Consider the following 19,040-nt stretch of genomic DNA (forward strand, 5'->3'; position numbering starts at 1 on the left):
TCCTGAGCGCGTGCCCCTCCTCCGCCGCCGGCCGCGGATCCAGCTGTACACCCCGCGCGTGGTGGTGGCGGGCCAGCCGTTCGTCGCCCGGGTGGTGCTGCTCTGCCGCGAGGAGGTGCCGCTCGAGTTCGTCGACGTCGAGCTGCGCGGCGCGCTCGACCGCTTCCGCGAGGGCGAGGGCGGCACCGAGGAGCGCGTGGTCGAGTTCCTGCGCCAGCGCGCCCGCGTGCGCGAGGCCGGGCCGCTCGCCGTCGGCGAGCACTCGTGGAGCGTCACCTTCCGCCTGCCCGCCGGCGCGCCGGTCAGCTACAGCGGCGGCTCGTACCGGATCTCGTACACCTATCACGTCCACGCCAGCGTGCCGTGGTGGCCCGACGCGCGCGCCGCCTTCGTCGCCCACGTCGAGAGCGCGCCGGCCGAGACCGCGAGCCCGCCGGCCACCAGCGTGTTCGCCTCGGGCCCGACCCAGGGCGAGTCGCCCGACTTCGAACTCTCGCTCGGCACCACGGTCGTCGGCCCCGGCGAGCCGCTGCGCGGCGCGATCGCCCTCGCCGACCCGCAGCGCCACGCCTACCGCGAGGCCACTCTGGCCCTCGTCGCGCTCGAGAGCGCCGACGGCTTCCTCGGCCGCACCAGCCACCGCCGCGAGGTCTGCCGCTGGACCCTGCCGGCCGAGCGCCTGCGCGAGACCGAGCCGCTCGGCTTCACCTTGCAAATGCCCGAGGGCGTGGTCGCCGGCTTCGACCACGGCGGCGTCGCGCTGGCCTGGTACCTCCACGCGAAGGTCGACGTCCCGTGGTCGCGCGACCCGGAGGTGTGGATCCCGCTGACCATGGTCGGCCGCCGCGAGCCGGCGCTGCAAGGCGAGCGCGCCCCGCCGGCCGTCGGCACCCGCCGCGTCGAGGCGCTGTGGCGCGACGTCGCCGCCCGCTGCGGCCTCGCCTTCGAGCCGGGAGCGATGCACGGGGCCGTCGCCGGCGCGACCCTGCGGATCTCCCGTGAGCACGTCGACGGCCGCGGCGCGGTGGCCGTCGCCCGCCTCGCCACCCCCGACCTCGGCCTCGGCCTCGGCCTCGCCGGCGCCCCTCCACGATTGGTCGGAAGAGACATGTCGCAAACGACATGTCTTAATCAACATGTCTCTAAGTATCTCGACCGCTGCCCGCCGCGGACCGCCGACGATCGCGGCCTGGTGTTCGAGGTCGACGAGCCGGGGCGCGACGCCGCGGCGCTGCGCCGGTTCATCGAGGACGTCAAGGCGATCGCGGCGGCCCTGGCGGTCGCGCGCGAGGCGATGCCCGCCCCGGCGGCGATGGCCGCGTCCGTGCCGGCGTGGGAGCGCGCGGCCGGCCAGCTCGGCGGCCGCCTGCAGCGCGCCGGCATGGCGTTGACCGGCGCCCTCGACGGCGTGGCGATCGCCGTGCGCACCGATTGGGACGCCCGCGGCCGCCCGCGGCGGACCCTGTTCGAGGCCCGCCCCGGCGTCCCGATCGATCACCGGCACCACCTCGTGTGGCGGGCCGAGACCGACGCCCCGCCGGACACCGAGCTGCCCCTGGCCCCGCTGTGGCCGGGCGCCAGCGAGCTCGTGGTCGACGCCGGCTCGATCCGCGTCGCGGTCGACGGTCCGCTCGCCGATCCGCTCGAGCAGCTCGACCGGATCACCGCGCTCACCGTGGTCGGCAAGCACGTCGAGGGCCGCCGCGGTCATTACCGCTGACGTCCGAGGTCCGCCGGACGAATGACCTGAGGGTCATGTCGTGCGCGACAGGTGACCGCGCCGCTCACAACCGCCGCCGCCGCGCAAGGCCAGGCGGACCCCGGCGCCGAGATCGCGCCGAGGGCCATTCTCGCGCGCAAAAACGGCGTTCTACGACATCTCTCGCCTTGCTCCCGCGGGCGGACCTCGGCTACCGTCGCGGCCGCGTTCGGCGAAAAAAAGTCCGCGGTGGTCGGGAGGGTCGGATGGCAGCGCTCGCAACTATTCTCGCGTTGATCGGCAATCGTCCGGTCTACACCTTCACCATCGACGGCGCCGACGCCGAGACCCGCGTGCTGCGGTTCACCGGCCAGGAAGGCGTCAGTACGCTGTACGAGTTCCGGCTCGAGCTCGCGTGCCCGCACATGCTCGAGGTCGACCAGCTGGTCGGCAAGACCGGCGTGCTGGAGATCGCCGGCGTCGACGAGCCGCGGTTCGTCCACGGCATCGTCGCCCACGCGGAGTACGTCGGCGAGAGCCGCGAGTTCGCGCTGTTCGCCGTCACCGTGGTGCCGCGGGTGTGGCGGCTGACGCTGCGTCAGGACTGCCGGATCTTCCAGGAGCAGCGCACGCCCGACATCATCCGCGCGGTGCTCGAGGTGGCCGGCTTCAAGCCGAACGCCTACCGCTTCGACGTCGTCGGCTCGTACGCCCCGCGGAACTACTGCGTGCAGTACCGCGAGAGCGACTGGGACTTCATCAGCCGGCTGCTCGAGGAGGACGGCCTCTTCTATTACTTCGAGCACGACGAGGACAAGCACGTGCTCGTGATGTCCGACCACAAGGGCACGCACCGGCCGATCGCCGGCGACCCGCAGGTGTGGTGGAACAGCGCCGACGGGCACGTCGAGGACCGCGAGCACATCCACGAGTTCCGCTTCGGCCAGGCCATCCGCTCCGGCAAGGCCAGCCTGCGCGACTTCTACTTCCCGACCCCCGAGCAGGGTATGGAGGTGCGCGCCGAGGCCAAGCAGGACACCGACCTCGAGGTCTACGACTACCCCGGCGAGTACCGCTTCCCGACCGGCAACGACCCCGACAAGGGGCCGGGCATCGCCAAGAACCGGCTCGAGATGCTGCAGGCCACCCGCCGCAGCGGTGCCGGCAAGGGCGACTGCATGCGCCTCGTGCCCGGCTTCACCTTCACCCTGACGAACCACCGGCGCAGCGAGCTCAATGGCGACTACACCCTGCTGACGGTCAGCCACCGCGGCGAGCAGCCGCAGGTCCTCGACCAGGACGCCAACAGCGGCAACGCCTTCGTCTACGAGGCGCGGTTCACCTGCATCGAGAAGGCCACGATCTACCGCCCGCCGCGGAGCACCCCGCGGCCGTTCGTGCGCGGCCTGCAGTCGGCAGTGGTCGTCGGCCCGCCCGGCGAGGAAGTGCACGTCGACGACCAGGGCCGCGTCATGGTCCAGTTCCACTGGGACCGCCAGGGTCGCTTCGACGATCACAGCAGCTGCTGGATCCGCGTCAGCCAGCTGTGGGCCGGCGCCGGCTGGGGCGCCATGTTCATCCCGCGGATCGGCCACGAGGTGTTGGTCGACTTCCTCGAGGGTGACCCCGACAAGCCGATCATCACCGGCCGCGTCTACCACGGCAACAACCCCGTCCCTTACCCGCTGCCGGCCGAGAAGACCAAGAGCACGATCAAGTCGGAGAGCTCGCTCGGCGGCGGCGGCTACAACGAGTTCCGCTACGAGGACCGCAAGGGCTCGGAGCAGATCTTCATGCACGCCGAGCGCGACCTCGACATCCACGTCAAGCACGACCGGATGGAGAACGTCCTGCACGACCGTCACCTGCGGGTCGGCGACGCCGTCAACGGCGAGAAGGTCGGCGACTTCAACGAGCTGGTGATGCGCGACCGCCACGTCCGCGTCGACCGCCACCGCCACGAGCACGTCGGCGGCGACGCCTACATGCACATCGGCGGCATCGACGGCGACGGCAACCAGCACGTCATCGTCGACAAGCACCAGTACACTCTGGTCCGCGTCGACCGCCACGACCACGTCGAGGGCTCGGCGATGGCCAAGGTCGACAAGACCACCTCGCTGACCGTCGGCGACGAGGCGCACGTCAAGGTCGGCAGCAAGACCGCGCTCGAGTCGGGCGCCGAGGTCCACGTCAAGGCGCCGACGATCGTCATCGAGGCCGGCACCGGCATCACCGTCAAGGGCCCCGGCGGCTTCATCACCATCGACGCTTCGGGCGTGGTGATCCAGGGTCGCCTGGTCAAGGTCAACAGCGGCGGCGCGGCGCTGGCGGGCAGCGGCTGCGCCCCGATCGCCCCCGAGGACGCCAAGCCGGCCGAGCCCGTGTCGCCGCGCCCGGCCGACCGCGGAGCGGAGACCTGAGCCATGCCTCCCAGCGCACGCATCACGGACGGTCACACCTGCCCCGTGCACGGCGGCGGGCCGATCTGCGTCGGCGACGCGACGATCATCGTCGGCAACGTCCCCGCGGCCCGCCTGGGCGACGGCCTCATCTGCCCGTGCGGCCCCGACCTCATCGCCCAGGGCGAGAACACGGTCATCTTCGGCAACATGCCGGCCGCGCGCATCGGCGACAGCACCGCCCACGGCGGCGCGGTCGCCCAGGGTTGCCCGACGGTGCTCATCGGCTCGACCGCGCAGACCGAGGCGCTCAAGACCGACAAGCCGTTCTGCGAGAAGTGCCCGTACGAGCAGCGGCCGCCGGAGCTCGAGGGCTTCCCGCCGGTCATCATCGACGCGCACATGCACATCCAGAGCGGCAACTGTGCCCCGCTGCCGCCGCTGCGCGACAAGGCCATGGGCCTGCGCATCGATCGCGGCACCGTCAACTTCATGGCCGGCGTCCCGCTCCTCAGCTCGCTGATGGTCGGCGACATGGGGGAGGTCGCGCCCGAGCCGACCCACGTGGTCGGCGAGCGCCTCATCAGCGAGAACAACGGCATCGACTTCCTCGCCGGCGGCGCCGGCGGCTACTTCGTCGGCGTCTCGATCGTCCTGACGATGGACATGGACTTCTGCCACCTCGACGCCTACGAGGGCCTCCACATCTATCAGGAGGACGAGGAGGGCCGGCGCTGGTACGCCAACCGCAAGGACGGCACCCAGCGCTACGAGGATTGCCGGCGGGTCTACCTCGACAGCAACGAGGACCTGCCGATGGACCACGAGGAGACCGAGCTGCAGGCGCAGGAGGGCCCGATCGACAGCTCGCGCCAGTTCGACCGCTACCTCAAGGACCAGCGCTCCAACTGCTTCGAGACGTGGCGCCAGCAGCGGCGCCGCACCGAGATGGTGGCCGCGCAGAACCCCCTGCGCCTGCTCCCGCTCTACCACTACGAGCCGCGCCGCTACATCAAGCTGGAGAAGGCCGACGCCCCGTTCAAGAACCTGGTCGAGAGCGGCGGCCTCTACGTCGGCCTCAAGATGTACACCTCGCAGGGCTACATGCCCAAGGAGTCGACCGAGCGCGGCAAGCAGACCGGCGAGGTCACCCGCGCCTTCTTCAGCCGGCTGGCGAGCGAGGACCTGCCGCTCCAGACCCACTGCACCCCGGAGGGCTGGTACACCCACCACCGCAAGCTCTACATCGACCTCGCCAGCGAGGAGGTGCGCGAGCAGTACAAGCACCCGATCGACGGCTCGCTCGACGACCGCGAGCGCATGCAGTACTTCCAGGACCACTTCGTGCATCCGGAGGCGTGGCGCCTGGTGATGCAGGACAACCCGTCGATGCGGCTGTGCCTGGCCCACTGGGCCTCCGACGACAAGCTGTGGCGCGACTCGGTCGCCGACTTCAAGAAGCCGACGCTGACGCGCGCCGAGCTGCGCGAGTTCACGAAGTGGGCGATCGGCCGCAACGGCTCGCGTTATTACAAGAACATCCACGAGCTGTGGCCCGAGTCGCCGTTCGCCAGCAAGGCCATGCCCTCGGTCGACGCCAAGGACACCATCTACGCCAAGAGCTGGATCCGCAGCATCGTCGAGCTGTGCGGGGAATACCCCAACTTCTACACCGACCTGTCCTACCTGCCGATCTTCAACAAGTACAAGGCGTGGGCCGGCGACGAGGTGCCCTACTGGCAGCAGTTGGTCGATGTCCTGCGCGATTACCCGTACATGGTCGACAAGCTGATGTTCGGCACCGACTGGTACATGATCCTGATGGACAAGCACGGCTACCGCAAGTGGTACGAGGAGACCATCAAGGCGCTCGAGGAGGTCTCGACCGCGCTCGAGGGCCAGTGGTCGGCGCACTTCCTGTTCCACCAGTTCGCGCTGATCAACCCCATCAAGTTCTACCGGCTCGACAAGATCGTCGACAAGCTCAAGGACAACCTCACCGCCGCGATCGGCAAGCTCGACGGCGGTGACAAGGCCAAGATGCTGTCCGACCTCGAGCGCCGCCACCAGGTGCTCGCGGCCGCGTGCGACAAGGCCCGGATGTCGCGCATGCAGAACGCGGTCAAGCAGGGCCCGCTGCGCTTCACCGGCCCGGAGGGCTGGCTTTGATCGTCCAGCCCGGCCCCGACGTCGAGCGCCGCGAGCTGCTCGCGGTCGCCTTCCACGATTATCCGCTCGACGACGCCCTGGTCGCCTGCGTGGTGCCGGTCGGCTCGCCCGCCGCGGCCGCGGTGATCTCCTACGAGAACGCCCTGTGCTCGCTGCAGGTCGACGAGCACGGCGCGGCGATCCGCGAGCACCACCTCGACGTGGTCCCGGCGATCGCCAGCGGCGAGCTCACGGGGGTCCACCCGGCGACGCTCAGCCGCGTCTGCACCTACCTGCAGAGCCGGCGCATGGTCCGCTACGACCTCGACCACAAGGTCACCCGCCAGCTCCGCATGGGCCGCGACGACGACGCGCTGCTGGCTGGCATGTGGCTCTCGGGACAGGAGACCCGCCTGGCGGTGCAGGTCGAGGACACCAGCCGCTACGACGACGGCGGCCTGGTGCTCGGTCGCATCGACGTGTTCGACCTCGCCGCGGGGCGCCGCCTCGGCGCCGCACCGCTGCCGAAAGCCCGCGACGCCGGCCAGGGCTGGGCGGCCGGCGCCGACGTGGTGGCGATCGCCCAGGACGGCGGCCTCGCGGTGTTCGACGCCGCGATGCAGCCGCTCGCCGATCACCCGCTGGCCCGCGCCGCCCGCGAGGCGCTCGCCGAGGCCGGCGCCTCCGAGGTGCACGCGCTGCGGATCCACCCGTCGCAGCCGCTCGCGGTGCTGGCCGCCTGCACCGCCGATATGATGGGCGTCCGCGACTTCACGCTCCACCGCGTCACGTGGGGCCGGGCCGGGGCGCCGGAGGTGCGCCGCTTCGCCAAGCTCCACGCCGTCGGCGACGTCGGCTTCGGCGCCTTCGCCCCCGCCGGCGACGCGCTCGACGTCAGGGTCGCCACCGGCGGCGTCACCTGGATGCTGCTGGCCACGGGCCCGCGCCTGCTGCTCGACCTCGGACCCTCGCGCGGCCTGCAGGGCGCGGTGTGGTCGGGCCCGCAGCGCTTCCTCGCGTTCGAGCGCGGCACGGCCCAGATCGTCCTGTGGAACCTGCCCGAAGGGACAGCATGAACGCGGCCCGGCGCGGCATCCTCGAGCTGTGTTGGGGCCCGCAGCAGGGCGCGAAGGCGATCGTCTCGCCCGGCCAGAGCCTGACGATCGGGCGCGACCCGCAGGCCGGACTCTTTCTCGACGATCCTGCAGTCGCCCCTGCGCACGCCGCGGTCGAGTGGGACGGCGCCGAGGCCCGCCTGCGCCACCTCGGCGGCCCGGCGCTGACCTTGCTCTCGGGACAGGCGGTGACGACCTCGGCGCCGCTCGGCCACGGCGAGTGGATCCGCGTCGGCGGCGTCGACCTGATCTTCCACGTCGAGGCGCTCACGCCGGCCCCGTGGTCGCGCGAGCCCGCCGACGAGGCGGCAGCCGAGGCGGCGCTGACGGCCCTGCAGCGCGTCTCCGGGCCGCTGTTCGCCGTCCTTGACACGGCGGCCGAGCCGCGCATCGCCGAGCTCGTGCGCGAGTCGGTGGCGCCGTGGCGCTCGCTGTTCGACGGCGTCGAGGGCGCCCGCCTCGCCGACGCCGCGCCGCACGTGGTCTCGCTGTCGGCCGACCCGCGCCTGTGCGCCGATCTGATCCGCGAGGGCTGGGGCTACCGCTGGGGCATGCTGCTGGTCAGCGACCGCTCGCTGTTCGAGATCCGCCAGCACCTGCGCAAGTTCCTGCTGGTCCAGCGCGAGGGCACCCCGGAGGCGACTTACTTCCGCTTCTACGACCCCGACGTGCTGCGCGTGTACCTCGAGAGCTGCACGCCGGCCGAGCTGACCCAGTGGTTCGGAGGCGTCGTCCGCAGCCACCTCGGCGAGGACCTCGACAGCCCGACCGGCTGGTGGCGCATCGACGCCCGCTGAGGACCCCGAGATCTCGCAGATCTCTTCGGTCATGTCCCTCAAGACATGTCCGATAGATCATCTCAATCCGACGAGATCGACACCCGGCAGTTCACGGCGAGTTGAACGACGGGATGTCGATCTTGTCGAGGCCGTGCAGCGAGGCCCTGACGCCGCCGCCGATCCAGATCAGCGGCGCCGCGATCGTCACCACCAGCCCGACGAGCACCGCCGCGAGCGCCGGGCCCCGCACCAGCGCCGCGCGATCGGCCCGCCACAGCCGCACGCCGGCGATCGCTGCGACCACGCCCCCCGCCGCCTGGGCGACCGCCGGCGCGAGCATCAGCGTCACGCCGGGCTCGCGCAGCACCGGCGCCAGCAACAGCCACAGCAGCAGGTGCGCCCCGGCCAGGCCCGCCGCGATCTGCGTGCAGCGGCTCGCGCGGGCGCGCCGAGCCTCCAGGTCGGAATCCATTTCGCACAGCTTCGTCGATGTCACCCAGCCGGTCGAGGCCCGCGATCGCGCGCCGCGGCCTCGACCACCGCGCCGTCACACCGCGATCACGACCTTGCCCTGGGTGTGCCCCGCGGCCACGTGCCCCAGCGCCGCCGCAGCCTCGGCGAGCGCGAACTGCCGCTCGATCACCGGGCGCAACTTCCCCGCCTCGACCAGCGACGCCAGGAACTGCAGGTCGGCCTGCCGCGGCGCGGCCATCAGCGAGGTCATCCGCGGCCCCGGGAGCGCGTTCCGCAGCGACATCGCCACCAGGCGGAACATCGGCCCGAACCACTCGCCGCCCTCGCCCGCCGAGGCCACGTACACGCCCGTGGGCGTGAGCCGCGAGCGGCAGGCTGCGAGCGAGCGGTCGCCGACCAGGTCGAGCACGACGTCGTACTGCTCGGGGCGAGCGGACCAGTCCTCGCGGGTGTAGTCGATCACCCGCTCGGCGCCGAGCGACCTGACCTTTTCGCCATGTCGAGTGCTGCACACCGCGGTCACCTCGGCGCCGTGCGCCCGGGCGATCTGCACCGCCATCGTGCCGACCCCGCCCGAGGCGCCGACGATCAGCGCGCGCTGGCCGGCCTGCAGCTTGCCCGTGTCGCGCAGGCCCTGCAGGGCAGTCATGCCCGAGACGGGCAGCGCGGCCGCCTCGGCGAAGCTCGCGTTCGTCGGCATCGCCGCCAGCTGCGTCGCCGGCACGCACACGTACTCGGCGAAGCCCTGCTTCACCTGGCCGAACACCGCGTGACCCGGCGCGAACGCGGTGACGCCCGCACCCGTCGCCTCGACCACGCCCGCCACCTCCTGCCCGGCCACGCCATGCGACGGCCGCCGCAGCCCGAACATCAGGCGCAGCAGGTACGGCTTGCCCGTCAGCAGGTGCACGTCGCCCTTGCACACCGCCGCCGCGTGCACCCGCACCAGCACCTCGCCGGGGCCCGGGACCGGCACCGCGACCGCCTCGATGCGCAGCACCTCCGGCCCGCCGTAGGCCGGCTGGACGACCGCGCGCATGGTCGCAGGGAGGGCCTGGACGGCCGTCTGGGAGGGGATGGGAGCGCTCGCGCTGCGGGTCGTGGTCATGTCGTCTCCGCCGGTACTTACGTTGTAAGTTGACCGCTCGGGCATTGTGGCTTACAGCGTAAGTATGTCAAGCAAGAAGTCGCCGGCGCGCGCCGTTCGCCGCGGCAAGCCGGCCCGGCGCGCGCCGCTGAGCCGCGAGCGGGTCCTGCGGGCGGCGGTGGAGCTGGCCGACGAGGAGGGCCTGGCGGCACTGTCGATGCGCAGGCTCGCGCAGGCGCTCGGGGTCGAGGCGATGTCGCTCTACAACCACGTCACCAGCAAGGACGACGTCCTCGACGGCATGGTCGATCTCGTGGTCGGCGAGATCGAGGCGCCGGAGGTCGGCGGCGACTGGAAGGCCGCCATCCGCAGGCGCGCGGTCTCGGCCCACGCGGTGCTGCTGCGCCACCGCTGGGCCCCGCAGCTCGTCGTCTCGTGCCTCAACATCGGCCCGGCGATGCGCCGCTACGTCGACGCCACGATCGGCTGCCTGCACGCCGCCGGCTTCTCCTACGCGCTGGCCGACCGCGCCTGGAACGCGATCGACAGCCACATCTACGGCTTCACCCTGCAGGCGCTGAACTTCCCGCTGGCGCCCGGCGAGTACGCTGCGGCCGCGCAGCAGTTCCTGCACCTCATCCCGCCCGAGCAGTACCCGCACATGCACGCGCTGTCGCGCCTCGTCATCGACGGCAAACACGACGGCCTGCAAGACTTCACGTTCGCCCTCGACCTGCTGCTCGACGGCCTGGAGCGCCTGCTCGAGCGCAACAAGGCCGCCGTCTGATTCCCTGCCGGAACCCCCCACGCGAACGAGGCTCGGGCCGATACGAGGCTCCTCAGCCGCCGTCGCGGCTGCCATCGAGCCATTCGCAGGCGTCGGCCGCAGCATCCGCCAGCTCGGGGTCGGGGTCCGAAGCGAGCGCGCGAAGGTCGGGCAGCAGCGCGTCGAGCCCCTCCGCGCCGTAAGACTTCGCCTGCACCACCACGCCGATCGTGCGCGAGGGGTCTTCCGCGAGCCTCGCGCGCAGGAACGCGACGCTGTCCGCGCCCCACGTCACCACGAGCTTGGCGATCCGCCACAAGACATCGCGATACTCCGCGGCCGCCCACACGCGCCGCAGCAGCTCGGCCCCGCGCTCGGGCCCGAGGCCCTCGGCCGCGGATGCGAGGTGCGCGAGGCGCTCCTGGTGCGCGAGCCAGGCTTCGCCGGGGCGGCGCTCGCTGTCCTCCGCAGCAGGGTCGTCGACTGGGTCTGCCACGGCGGGAAGTCTAGCGGAGTGGGACGGCGCTCGCGGCTCACGGCTCGCCGGGCCAGGTCTGCAGCGAGCGGCTCGGCGAGCCGTCGTGGATCCGCGGCCAGCCGTTCTCCCACACGACGCGGTCGACGAGCACGTTCCGGCCCGCGCCGCCGTCGTGCGTGCCGTTCCCGGCGTTCGTCCACGCATGATAGATGAAGAAATCGAGCCCGCCGACCGGCAGCAAGGTGCCGTGGCCGGGGCCGACCCAGCGCTCGTTGTTGGTGAGGATCGGCGGGCCCAGCTTCTCGTACGGCCCGAACAGCGACGCCGAGCGCGCGACGCCGGTGCGGTAGCGGTGATCGTAGACGTTGCCGCTGTACAACAAATAATAGAAGTCGTCGCGCCGGACGAGCCACTGCGCCTCGACGACCCCGCCCTCCCAGGAGTTGGGGTCGTTCGTCAAGATCTGGACCTCGGCGCCGGCGAACTCCAGGCCGTCCGGGGTGAGCTGGCGGATGAAGATCGGCGTCGGCTGGCCCTGCGAATTGCCGTCGATCTTGTAGGTGAGATACGGCGTCCCGGAATCCTCGTAGTAGCTGGCGTCGATGACCCCGAGCGGATGTTCGACGAGCGGACCGCCGGTCTCGACGTAGGGCCCGAGCGGCTCGTCGGCGTACGCCGCACCGATGCTGAGCACGTTGGCGCCGTTGACCGTGGTGAAGTACGCCACGTACTTGCCGGCCACGCGGTGCAGCTCGGGCGCCCAGTTCCGATTGCCGTTGGCGGCCCACGCGGGCTTGCCGTTGGGCAGCACCGCGGCGCCGGTGTCGCTCCACAGCACGAGGTCGCGCGAGTGACGGATCGGGAACGAGCCGCCGGTGCAGACCATGTAGAAGTGCGGGCCGTCCGGCTGCTCGACGCCGATGACCCCGGGGTCGGGGCAATCGAACGGGATCACCGGATTGCCGTAAGGCGGCTTGGGCGGACCCAGCTCGGCCGGCGGATCGGCCGCGAGAAGGTTGTCGACCGGGATGACCTGCTCGGGGATCGTATCGCTCGACCACAGCAGCCTGGCCGACGCCTCGATGTCGATTTCAAAATAGTCGACGCGGATCGGCGTCGGCACCCCGGCCACGAGCTCGACCGTGGCCTCGTTGCGCGTGACGTAATGCGGGGTCCAATCGTCGATGATCACCACGTCGTCGACCCACACGCGCACGCCGTCATCGGTCTCGGTGATGATCTTGTAGGTCCCGGTCGCGGGCGCGAGCAGGGAGCCGGTCCAGCGGATCGAGTAGCGATCTGCCGGCAGCGAGGCATCAGGGGGGTCGAGACCCCAGACGAAGTCGAGCCCGGGGTCGACGCGCGACAGGACCGGGTCGATGTAAGTGGCGAAATACTCGGCCCGCAAGCCAGGCAGCGGGGGCGGCGGCGGGACGCTGCCGGTCGAGCCGTCGCTCGCTTCGCTGGTGCTGGCCTCGGTCGGGCTTCCGCTGCTGGTGGGCGCCGTGGTCCCGGTCTCCGCGGTGGTGGAGGCGTCCGTCGTGGAAGCGCCCGTCGTGGTCGCCGCATCGGTCGTCGCCCCGGACGAGGCATCCGGGTCGCCGCAAGCGAAGACAGTGACGACAGGGACGAGCGCCGCGAGGCTGCGTGGATGCATCGCCGCGGATGCTAACCAACACAGCCTCGCGCCTCGGACGTCCGCTGATGCAGCCCATGCGGAGCCCGATCAGTCGCCAAATGCAGGAATGCTCAGACCCGAGGCGTACCAGCCTGCGCGAGAACCCGTCGATGCTCGAGACGAGCCCGCAAGTAGCGCTCGAGGAACCCGACGAACAACACCGGGCCAGCGCCAGCGATCACGGCTCTCGTCCACGCGGGCACGAGTCCCCGGACGAATAGCTCGAGGAGCACGGTCCACGAACAGACGAAAGCGGCCGTCCAGGGCCCGGCGATCTTCCAGACCTCGCGTCGCCTCCAAAAAGCCAGCGTGGGCAAGAATCCGAGCCGCTGCGGCCGAGCGAGCCGAGCGAGCCGATGGTCGGCAGGGATTGGTACGAGCGCAGGCATGGCTCGCCTATGCAATGGGGCAGTCGGGCTTGCACTCTTTGGAGCAGTCGATTCCTGCCTCATGCTTTGGAGACATGCGATTCGTCCGACGCGGCGCTCGTCTCGACCGCAGGAGCCGCGGTAAAAAAGAGGGAAGGCGGAAGGGCGACGATCGCGGGGTCCATGCCCCCTCTGTGTCTCGGCAATCGGCCGCGCGGTGCGCAGACAATCGCGAGGCACAGCAGTCATTCCGAGACAGTTCGGCGACTGTTCCTCCGCAGACCTGCGGGGACAGCGACGATCAGGCGTCCGCGGCGCCGCTGCCGCCGAGCGGTCGACCGCCAGCGACGACGGTCGTCGGCACGGACACCGAGCCTACCGCACCACCTCGAACATCCCGTCGATGCGGCTGATGAACACCGGCAGCGACCACGCGTTGCCGTCGGCCGCTTGCCCGCGCAGCACTGGTTGGTCGTCGCGGGTGCGCGGCTCGACCACGCGGCCGTCGCAGCACAGGTGCAGCACCACGTCGTCCGGGCGCAGCGGCTCGACCGTCCACGCCCCGTCCTTCGACAGCTCCGTGAATTGCTGCAAGAGCCCCGCGCGCGCCGACTCGGGCGTCATGCCGTAGAGCGGCGCCAGCTCGGCGAACTTGATGCGCTGACGCGACAGCAGCCCGGGGATGTCGCCCAGCACCAGATCGGCGTGCAGCGCGTCGAGGAACATCAACAACTCGGCGGTGGTCGCCGCGTCGAGCGACAGCCTCGCCGCGGTCTGCCACGCCCACGTCGGCCCCGGCGGCAGGCGGAACTCGTAGGCGATCCGCAGCGGCAGCGTCGGCCCGGGGTCGTCGGGCGCCGGCGCGTAGGTGAGGCCGTCGATCGGTTGATCTTCGCCGGCGGGCACGATCTCGCCGAGCGGGCCGACGCAGCGCTGCACGATCAGCCGGCGCGGCGACAGCGGGTCGGCGGTCGCCGCCGGCGGCGCGATCGCGTCGATGCGGACGGCGATCTCGTTGTCGCCGCTGACGAGCCACTCGCTGACCGAGGGGATCGCGGTGTACGGCACGTCGACCGGGGTGCGCAGGATCGGCGCGCGGTTGACGAACACCTCGCAGGCGTAGCCGTGGATCGAGACGTTGAGATAATCGACGGTGGACACGGGAATCGTCACAGGATCGTGCGGGACCAGATCGGCCGCTTCTCCCACAGCGTGGCCGATTTGGTCACGCTGAAGAAGAGCTTGCTCTTGGCGGTGAAGGTGCCCTTGCCGGGGGACAGGTCGAAGTTGGCCTTGAGGGAGAACGGGCCCAGCTCCATCGTCGCCGCGCCCTCGAAGCCGGCGTTGATCTTGCCGACCACCTCGACCCAGTCGCCGAGCGCGCCGCGGACCCCGATCTCGCCGCCGACCGACGGCGGCACCGACACCGTCCCGGCCGGCCCTGTGCGGTCGGGGTTGGCCTCGCGCGAGAACGTCAGCTTGAGCTCGCCCGTCACCGCGCCGTACACCTGGGCCTTCGCGCTCAGCAGCTCGAGGCCGAACGCGATCTCGGCCTTCGCCGACACCAGCGTCAGCGCCACCTCGACCTTGTAGTATTTATAGACGGTGTGGTTCTTCGGCCACTCCTTGTAGCCCCACTCGTACTCGAGGCTGCCGGCGAACACCTCGACCTCGACCGAGAAGGTCCAGCCGATCTTCGGCATCTTGTTGCCGAGCGCCTTGAAGAACTCGATGAGCCCGAGGATCTGCTTGCGCAGGTTCAGCACGAACTCGATGAACTCGGCGGCCTTGAACGACTGCGTCCAGTCCTTGCCGTTGCGGGTGAACGTGAAGCTCTTGGCAGTCGCCAGCGTGCGGCTGTCGACCGCGCCGCCGGTCTCGTACTTGTCGGACGAGTAGTCGCGGCCGCGGATCGTGCCGAGCTGCTGGGTCTGGGTGATCGTGTCGTGGCGGTTGCCGGACGACTCCGTGCGGCGATACAGCTCGGTGTTGCCGCTCGTGCGCATCTCCTCCTTGGTCGACTGCGACGTGCGGGCCATGCCGCGCGTCTCGGAGCTCGAGTTGTTGTCGTAGCTGACCTTGCCCTCTTTACCCCACGAGCTGGCCTTCTCGCGCTTGCGCACCGAGGGCAAGCTGAGGCCGATCTTGAAGATGTCGGGCGGGTAGACCGCGATCTTGTGCTTCCAGCTGTAGAACGCCTTGGGCTGCGGCGCCGGGCGGGCCCCGCAGGCCGCCATCGTCACCACCCACACCGCCGGCGGCGGGAAGAAGAACTGGCGCAGGCCCGCGAAGAAGCCGATGCGCGTGATGTTGGCGAGGCGGTTCCTGAACCAGTTGGGCTCGTAGCTGACCGCGACCTCGTGGACCGGCCCGCGCAGCACCTTCGCCGGGCCGAGGTTGGCCGGCGGCTGGACCGTCAACGCCGGGTGCCCGGGCGAGTAGCCGGGGCCGCCGGAGGCCTTGACCGTGATCGTGTCGGCGTCGATGACCTCGAACCTGTCCGTCACCCGCGGGTTGCGCTTGTTCGGCGAGTGGACCTGGTTGGTCATGATCTTGCCGCGCCCCTGGTCGAGCCAGAACGCGACGCTCTTGATCTCCCGCTTGTCGGCCACGCCGCAGTGCTTGCAGCTGAACTCGAGCTTGTCGAAGTCGCACGGCGGGACCTTGCGCGGCTGCTGCTTCTGGCAGGTCGCGCACGGCTTGTTGGCCGGCTGACCGGCCTTGCTCTTCAGGGCGGGCGGCGGCGTCTTGCGCGGCGCGGGTCTCGGGGCTGGTCTTTGGGTCATGTCTCTGCCGGGCTCCCGTACAGGCTGGCGAGCAGCTCCATCGGCTCGGGCCACGATTGCAGCTCTTCGAGGTTGTGCAGCACCCCGATCGCGTCGTCGGAGTCGGCGAACCGCTCGTCGAACAGCGACGCGACCTCGAGGTGGCGCAGCAGCGACACCTCCTCGACGAGCCCGAGTTGCAGCCCGCGAGCCAGCCGCCGCTCGACCCACGCGCCAGCAACCTCGTCCGTCGCCTCGGCCCACCGCTCGGGGTGCGCGTCGCGGAGGTGGACGACCCCCCCCGCGACCAAGCGTCGGCGCGACAGGTTCGTCAGGGCCTCGATCTGCGGACGACGGATCTTGAGCATGGGCACCGTGACCGAGCGACGGGGCTCGACCATAGCGAACGGCTCCGCGTCCGCCTACAGCGTTCTGCGAGCACGGCGCGCGATACCGCGACGCGCAGGCCACGCTGTGCGCGTCGCTTCGCGCGTCGCAGCCTCGCGCCGCGGCTCGCCATGGTCAGGTGACCGACGCCCGCGGCCCGTATCGTGCTTCGCCGCGCCGGGGTCGAACGACTGTCCGCATGCCCTCGCGCGCCCCCGAGCGAGCCGCGGCGCAAGTGCTACGATCGCGCCGTCATGCACCGGAAGATCCTCCTCGCCATCTCGCTCGCGTGCCTGCCCTCGACCGGCTGCGACTCGCAGGCGTGTACGCTCATCGGTTGCGGCAGCACGTTCCAGATCGCGCTGCAGCGCGACGCCTGGACCGCCGGCGAGTACACGATCACGGTGGTCGCCGACGACAAGACGATCGAGTGCACCGCGACGCTGCCGCTGCAGTGCGAGGCGCCCCCCGCCTGCCCGCAAGATTCGCCGTTCATCCTGGGCCTCGAGGGCTGCGCGCTCGACCCGTCGCAACACAAGCTCGGCAACGTCGAGTTCCAGCAAGGCCACGCCCCCAAGTCCGTCGCGGTGCAGGTCCACCAGGACGGCGCGCTGCTCGGCGAGGGCCAGTACTCGCCGACGTACTCCGAGTCGCAGCCCAACGGCCCCGACTGCGAGCCGACCTGCGTCGGCGCCGACTCGGTCACGCTCGCGCTGAAGCAATAAATTCTTTGGCCCGCGAGGACATGTCGCCAAGGACATGTCCCTCTGCGCCGGTCCCATTCGACATGTTCATTGAGACATGAGCGGGGCCGGGCGCTGATGGAAGATGAAAGGCCCCGCCGCTCGACGTCGTCACCTCGCCGCGGGCGACCGCTTCAATTGCCGAGACGGCCGCGCGACGCGCCGCAAGCGGGCGCGTGACGGCGATCGCCTCGCGCCCGCGCAGCCGCGGCGCCCCGCCGATTTGCCCGCACGCTTCTTTATTGAAAGAAGCGTGCTGTCGCTCGATCCACTGCGCCCGGACGATCTCGGCGAATCGCGCGAACGGGCGCGGCTCGCCGCGCACGGCGGGGGCGGCGTACTCGCGCCGTATGGCCCTGCCCGCGCGAGCTTGCGGCCGCTGGTGTTGGTCCACGGGATCCACGGCCACCCCGGCGAGCTGCGGGCGCTGGCGGAGCGGGCGGTGGCGCTCGGCGAAATCCAGCCGTACCTGTTCCTGTACGACGACCTCGGGCGCTACCTCGACCGCAGCGGCGACGATCTCGCTCGCGCCCTCGCGCAGCTCGCCTGTCACGCGCCGCGACCGGACGTCGTGATCGTCGCCCACTCGATGGGCGGCATCGTCGCGCGCTGCGCCCTCAACTCGCTCACCGAGCCGCGGTGGTTCCCTCTGTTCACCCATCGCCGGCTGCGGCGCGGCAAGGTCCGCGTGCGCGGCAGCGCGGAGGCGGTGCACGCCGGCGTGCGCCTCGAAGCCGCCTGCGCCGCCGACTTCGCCGCCGTCGATCTGCTGGCGATCGACACCCCGTGGTCCGGCTTCGCCGCCCCGCGCGTCGATCTGCGCAACCTGTGGCGACGCGAGCGGGCCTGGGTCGACATGGTCTCCAACAGCGCCGTGCTGACGCGCCTGCACTCGGTCGCCTTGCCGGCCCACTTCCGCGTGCATCACCTCGAGGCCGACCCGCGCGCCGCCGGCCTCGCCGACGACAAGATCCGCACCCTCGGCGACCTCGCCGACGCCGACCTCCTCCGCTTTCAGCGAGCGATCCTCGGCGATCGTCGCGCCCTCGGCAGCGATCCACGCGATCGCAACCTGTTCGCGGCGCTCACCGGCGAGCGCAGCTTCCCCGCCCTCGCGGCCGGCCTGCGCGCGAGCGGGCCCCTCGCCGCGTCGGCGTTCCGCGCCGAGCTGCTGCGCGCGGTCCCGCGGCTGGCCGGCAGCCACACCTCCGTGCTCGGCAACACGGCCCTGTTCGCGCTGCTCGACGAGCTGCTCGTCCGCGGCGCCACCGAGGTCCTCCGGTCGGCGCGCCCGTGAATTGACCGAGCTCTTACAATCACCCCGCGGGGCCGAGCCTACGCTGGGAGCATGCATCGCTTGACGCTCGTCCTCCTCGCGCTCGCCGGTTGTCAGCCCCCGCCCTGCCTCCGCGAGACTCCGACAGTGATCGCCTGGTCGCCCACAGAACACGCCGCCACGCCGGTGCCCGGGCGCACGATCACAGTCTCGGGCGCCGCCGAGATCCTCACCGCCCCCGACACCTTCGAGTTGACGATCGGCTTCGACCTCCAGGCGACCAGCCTCGAGCAGGCCCGCGACGACAGCCGCCGGCGGGCCGCCGCCCTGCTCGACGTCGTCTCCCAGAGATCGATCCCCGACAGCGACGTGCAGACGCAAGATCTCGCCCTGCAGCCGCGCTACGACAACTACGAGCACCGCAAGATCGTCGGCTACCAGGCCACGCGCAACCTGGTCGTCACGCTGCACGACCTCGACGACGTCGAACCTGTCCTTTACGACATGCTCGCGGCCGGCGCCAACCGGGTCGACCGCGTGCAGTTCCACAGCAGCGTCGTGCGCGACAAGCGGGCCGAGGCGCGCGTCCTCGCCGTCCAGGCCGCGCGCGACAAGGCCACGGCGATGGCCGAGGCGCTCGGCCAGGCGCTGGGCGAGCCGCTGCGCGTCGACGAGGTCGCAGTCGACACCTGGCGCCCGCCCGCCATGAACAACTTCGCTTTGACGAACGACTCGACCCCGCAGATCAGCGACACCGTGGCGACCGGGCGGATCCGCGTGCAGGCCAACGTCTCCGTCACCTTCGCGCTGGTCCGCCAGTGACATGTTCTTTTAAAGATCCAGTCGGCGATCGCATTCTTGCGAGTCGCTGACAC

Annotated in this window: 16 protein-coding genes; 9 read left to right on the forward strand and 7 right to left on the reverse strand. The window is 71.0% G+C overall.

The window, feature by feature from the left end; all coding sequences use genetic code 11:
- Window positions 1-10: 10 nt before the first annotated feature.
- The 5 genes from OV090_RS12265 to OV090_RS12285 all read left to right on the forward strand — a co-directional run bounded on the left by OV090_RS12265 (window position 11) and on the right by OV090_RS12285 (window position 8,161).
- Complete coding sequence (locus OV090_RS12265) at window positions 11-1,720, forward strand: hypothetical protein (RefSeq protein WP_267703786.1); 1,710 nt, start codon at window positions 11-13, stop codon at window positions 1,718-1,720.
- 245 nt (window positions 1,721-1,965) lie between these two features.
- Window positions 1,966-4,122, forward strand: a complete 2,157-nt coding sequence (locus OV090_RS12270; RefSeq protein ID WP_267703787.1) for a type VI secretion system tip protein VgrG — start codon at window positions 1,966-1,968, stop codon at window positions 4,120-4,122.
- A gap of 3 nt (window positions 4,123-4,125) precedes the next feature.
- Window positions 4,126-6,270 (forward strand): PAAR domain-containing protein, encoded by a 2,145-nt coding sequence (locus OV090_RS12275; protein ID WP_267703788.1) that lies wholly within the window; start codon window positions 4,126-4,128, stop codon window positions 6,268-6,270.
- Entirely contained in the window at window positions 6,267-7,325 is a 1,059-nt protein-coding gene (locus OV090_RS12280) for a hypothetical protein (RefSeq protein ID WP_267703789.1), read from the forward strand. The genes OV090_RS12275 and OV090_RS12280 overlap by 4 nt, the downstream gene beginning before the upstream one ends.
- A complete protein-coding gene (locus OV090_RS12285; RefSeq protein WP_267703790.1) occupies window positions 7,322-8,161 on the forward strand; it encodes a DUF4123 domain-containing protein in 840 nt (279 codons plus the stop codon). Before OV090_RS12280 ends, OV090_RS12285 begins: the two co-directional genes overlap by 4 nt.
- A gap of 91 nt (window positions 8,162-8,252) precedes the next feature.
- Here OV090_RS12285 and OV090_RS12290 read toward each other — a convergent pair whose 3' ends face one another.
- Window positions 8,253-8,615, reverse strand: coding sequence for a hypothetical protein (locus OV090_RS12290; protein WP_267703791.1), 363 nt, complete (start codon window positions 8,613-8,615; stop codon window positions 8,253-8,255).
- A 75-nt stretch (window positions 8,616-8,690) separates the two neighbouring features.
- A complete protein-coding gene (locus OV090_RS12295; RefSeq protein WP_267703792.1) occupies window positions 8,691-9,725 on the reverse strand; it encodes an NAD(P)-dependent alcohol dehydrogenase in 1,035 nt (344 codons plus the stop codon).
- 64 nt (window positions 9,726-9,789) lie between these two features.
- Here OV090_RS12295 and OV090_RS12300 point away from each other — a divergent pair, with 64 nt between their 5' ends.
- On the forward strand, window positions 9,790-10,491 hold the full coding sequence (locus OV090_RS12300; protein WP_267703793.1) for a TetR/AcrR family transcriptional regulator C-terminal domain-containing protein: 702 nt from the start codon (window positions 9,790-9,792) through the stop codon (window positions 10,489-10,491).
- A gap of 52 nt (window positions 10,492-10,543) precedes the next feature.
- On the opposite strand, the gene OV090_RS12305 is transcribed toward OV090_RS12300, so the two are convergent.
- From OV090_RS12305 to OV090_RS12325, 5 genes are all read right to left on the reverse strand, one after another.
- The gene (locus OV090_RS12305) at window positions 10,544-10,966 is read right to left on the reverse strand and encodes a hypothetical protein (RefSeq protein ID WP_267703794.1); all 423 of its coding nucleotides are present in this window, start codon (window positions 10,964-10,966) and stop codon (window positions 10,544-10,546) included.
- A 37-nt stretch (window positions 10,967-11,003) separates the two neighbouring features.
- Window positions 11,004-12,605 (reverse strand): family 43 glycosylhydrolase, encoded by a 1,602-nt coding sequence (locus OV090_RS12310; protein WP_267703795.1) that lies wholly within the window; start codon window positions 12,603-12,605, stop codon window positions 11,004-11,006.
- Between the two features lie 764 nt (window positions 12,606-13,369).
- A complete protein-coding gene (locus tag OV090_RS12315) occupies window positions 13,370-14,155 on the reverse strand; it encodes a hypothetical protein (RefSeq protein WP_267703796.1) in 786 nt (261 codons plus the stop codon).
- Window positions 14,156-14,163: 8 nt separating this feature from the next.
- Complete coding sequence (locus OV090_RS12320) at window positions 14,164-15,780, reverse strand: hypothetical protein (protein WP_267703797.1); 1,617 nt, start codon at window positions 15,778-15,780, stop codon at window positions 14,164-14,166.
- On the reverse strand, window positions 15,777-16,127 hold the full coding sequence (locus OV090_RS12325) for a hypothetical protein (protein WP_267703798.1): 351 nt from the start codon (window positions 16,125-16,127) through the stop codon (window positions 15,777-15,779). Before OV090_RS12325 ends, OV090_RS12320 begins: the two co-directional genes overlap by 4 nt.
- A 273-nt stretch (window positions 16,128-16,400) precedes the next feature.
- On the opposite strand from OV090_RS12325, the gene OV090_RS12330 reads away from it, so the two are divergent.
- From OV090_RS12330 to OV090_RS12340, 3 genes are all read left to right on the forward strand, one after another.
- Window positions 16,401-16,871 (forward strand): hypothetical protein, encoded by a 471-nt coding sequence (locus OV090_RS12330; protein ID WP_267703799.1) that lies wholly within the window; start codon window positions 16,401-16,403, stop codon window positions 16,869-16,871.
- A gap of 271 nt (window positions 16,872-17,142) precedes the next feature.
- Window positions 17,143-18,186, forward strand: coding sequence for a hypothetical protein (locus OV090_RS12335; RefSeq protein WP_267703800.1), 1,044 nt, complete (start codon window positions 17,143-17,145; stop codon window positions 18,184-18,186).
- Between the two features lie 51 nt (window positions 18,187-18,237).
- Complete coding sequence (locus tag OV090_RS12340) at window positions 18,238-18,987, forward strand: SIMPL domain-containing protein (RefSeq protein ID WP_267703801.1); 750 nt, start codon at window positions 18,238-18,240, stop codon at window positions 18,985-18,987.
- Window positions 18,988-19,040: the final 53 nt, after the last annotated feature.

It is taken from the genome of Nannocystis sp. RBIL2, from assembly GCF_026626745.1.
In the GTDB taxonomy this organism is placed as follows: domain Bacteria; phylum Myxococcota_A; class Polyangia; order Nannocystales; family Nannocystaceae; genus Nannocystis.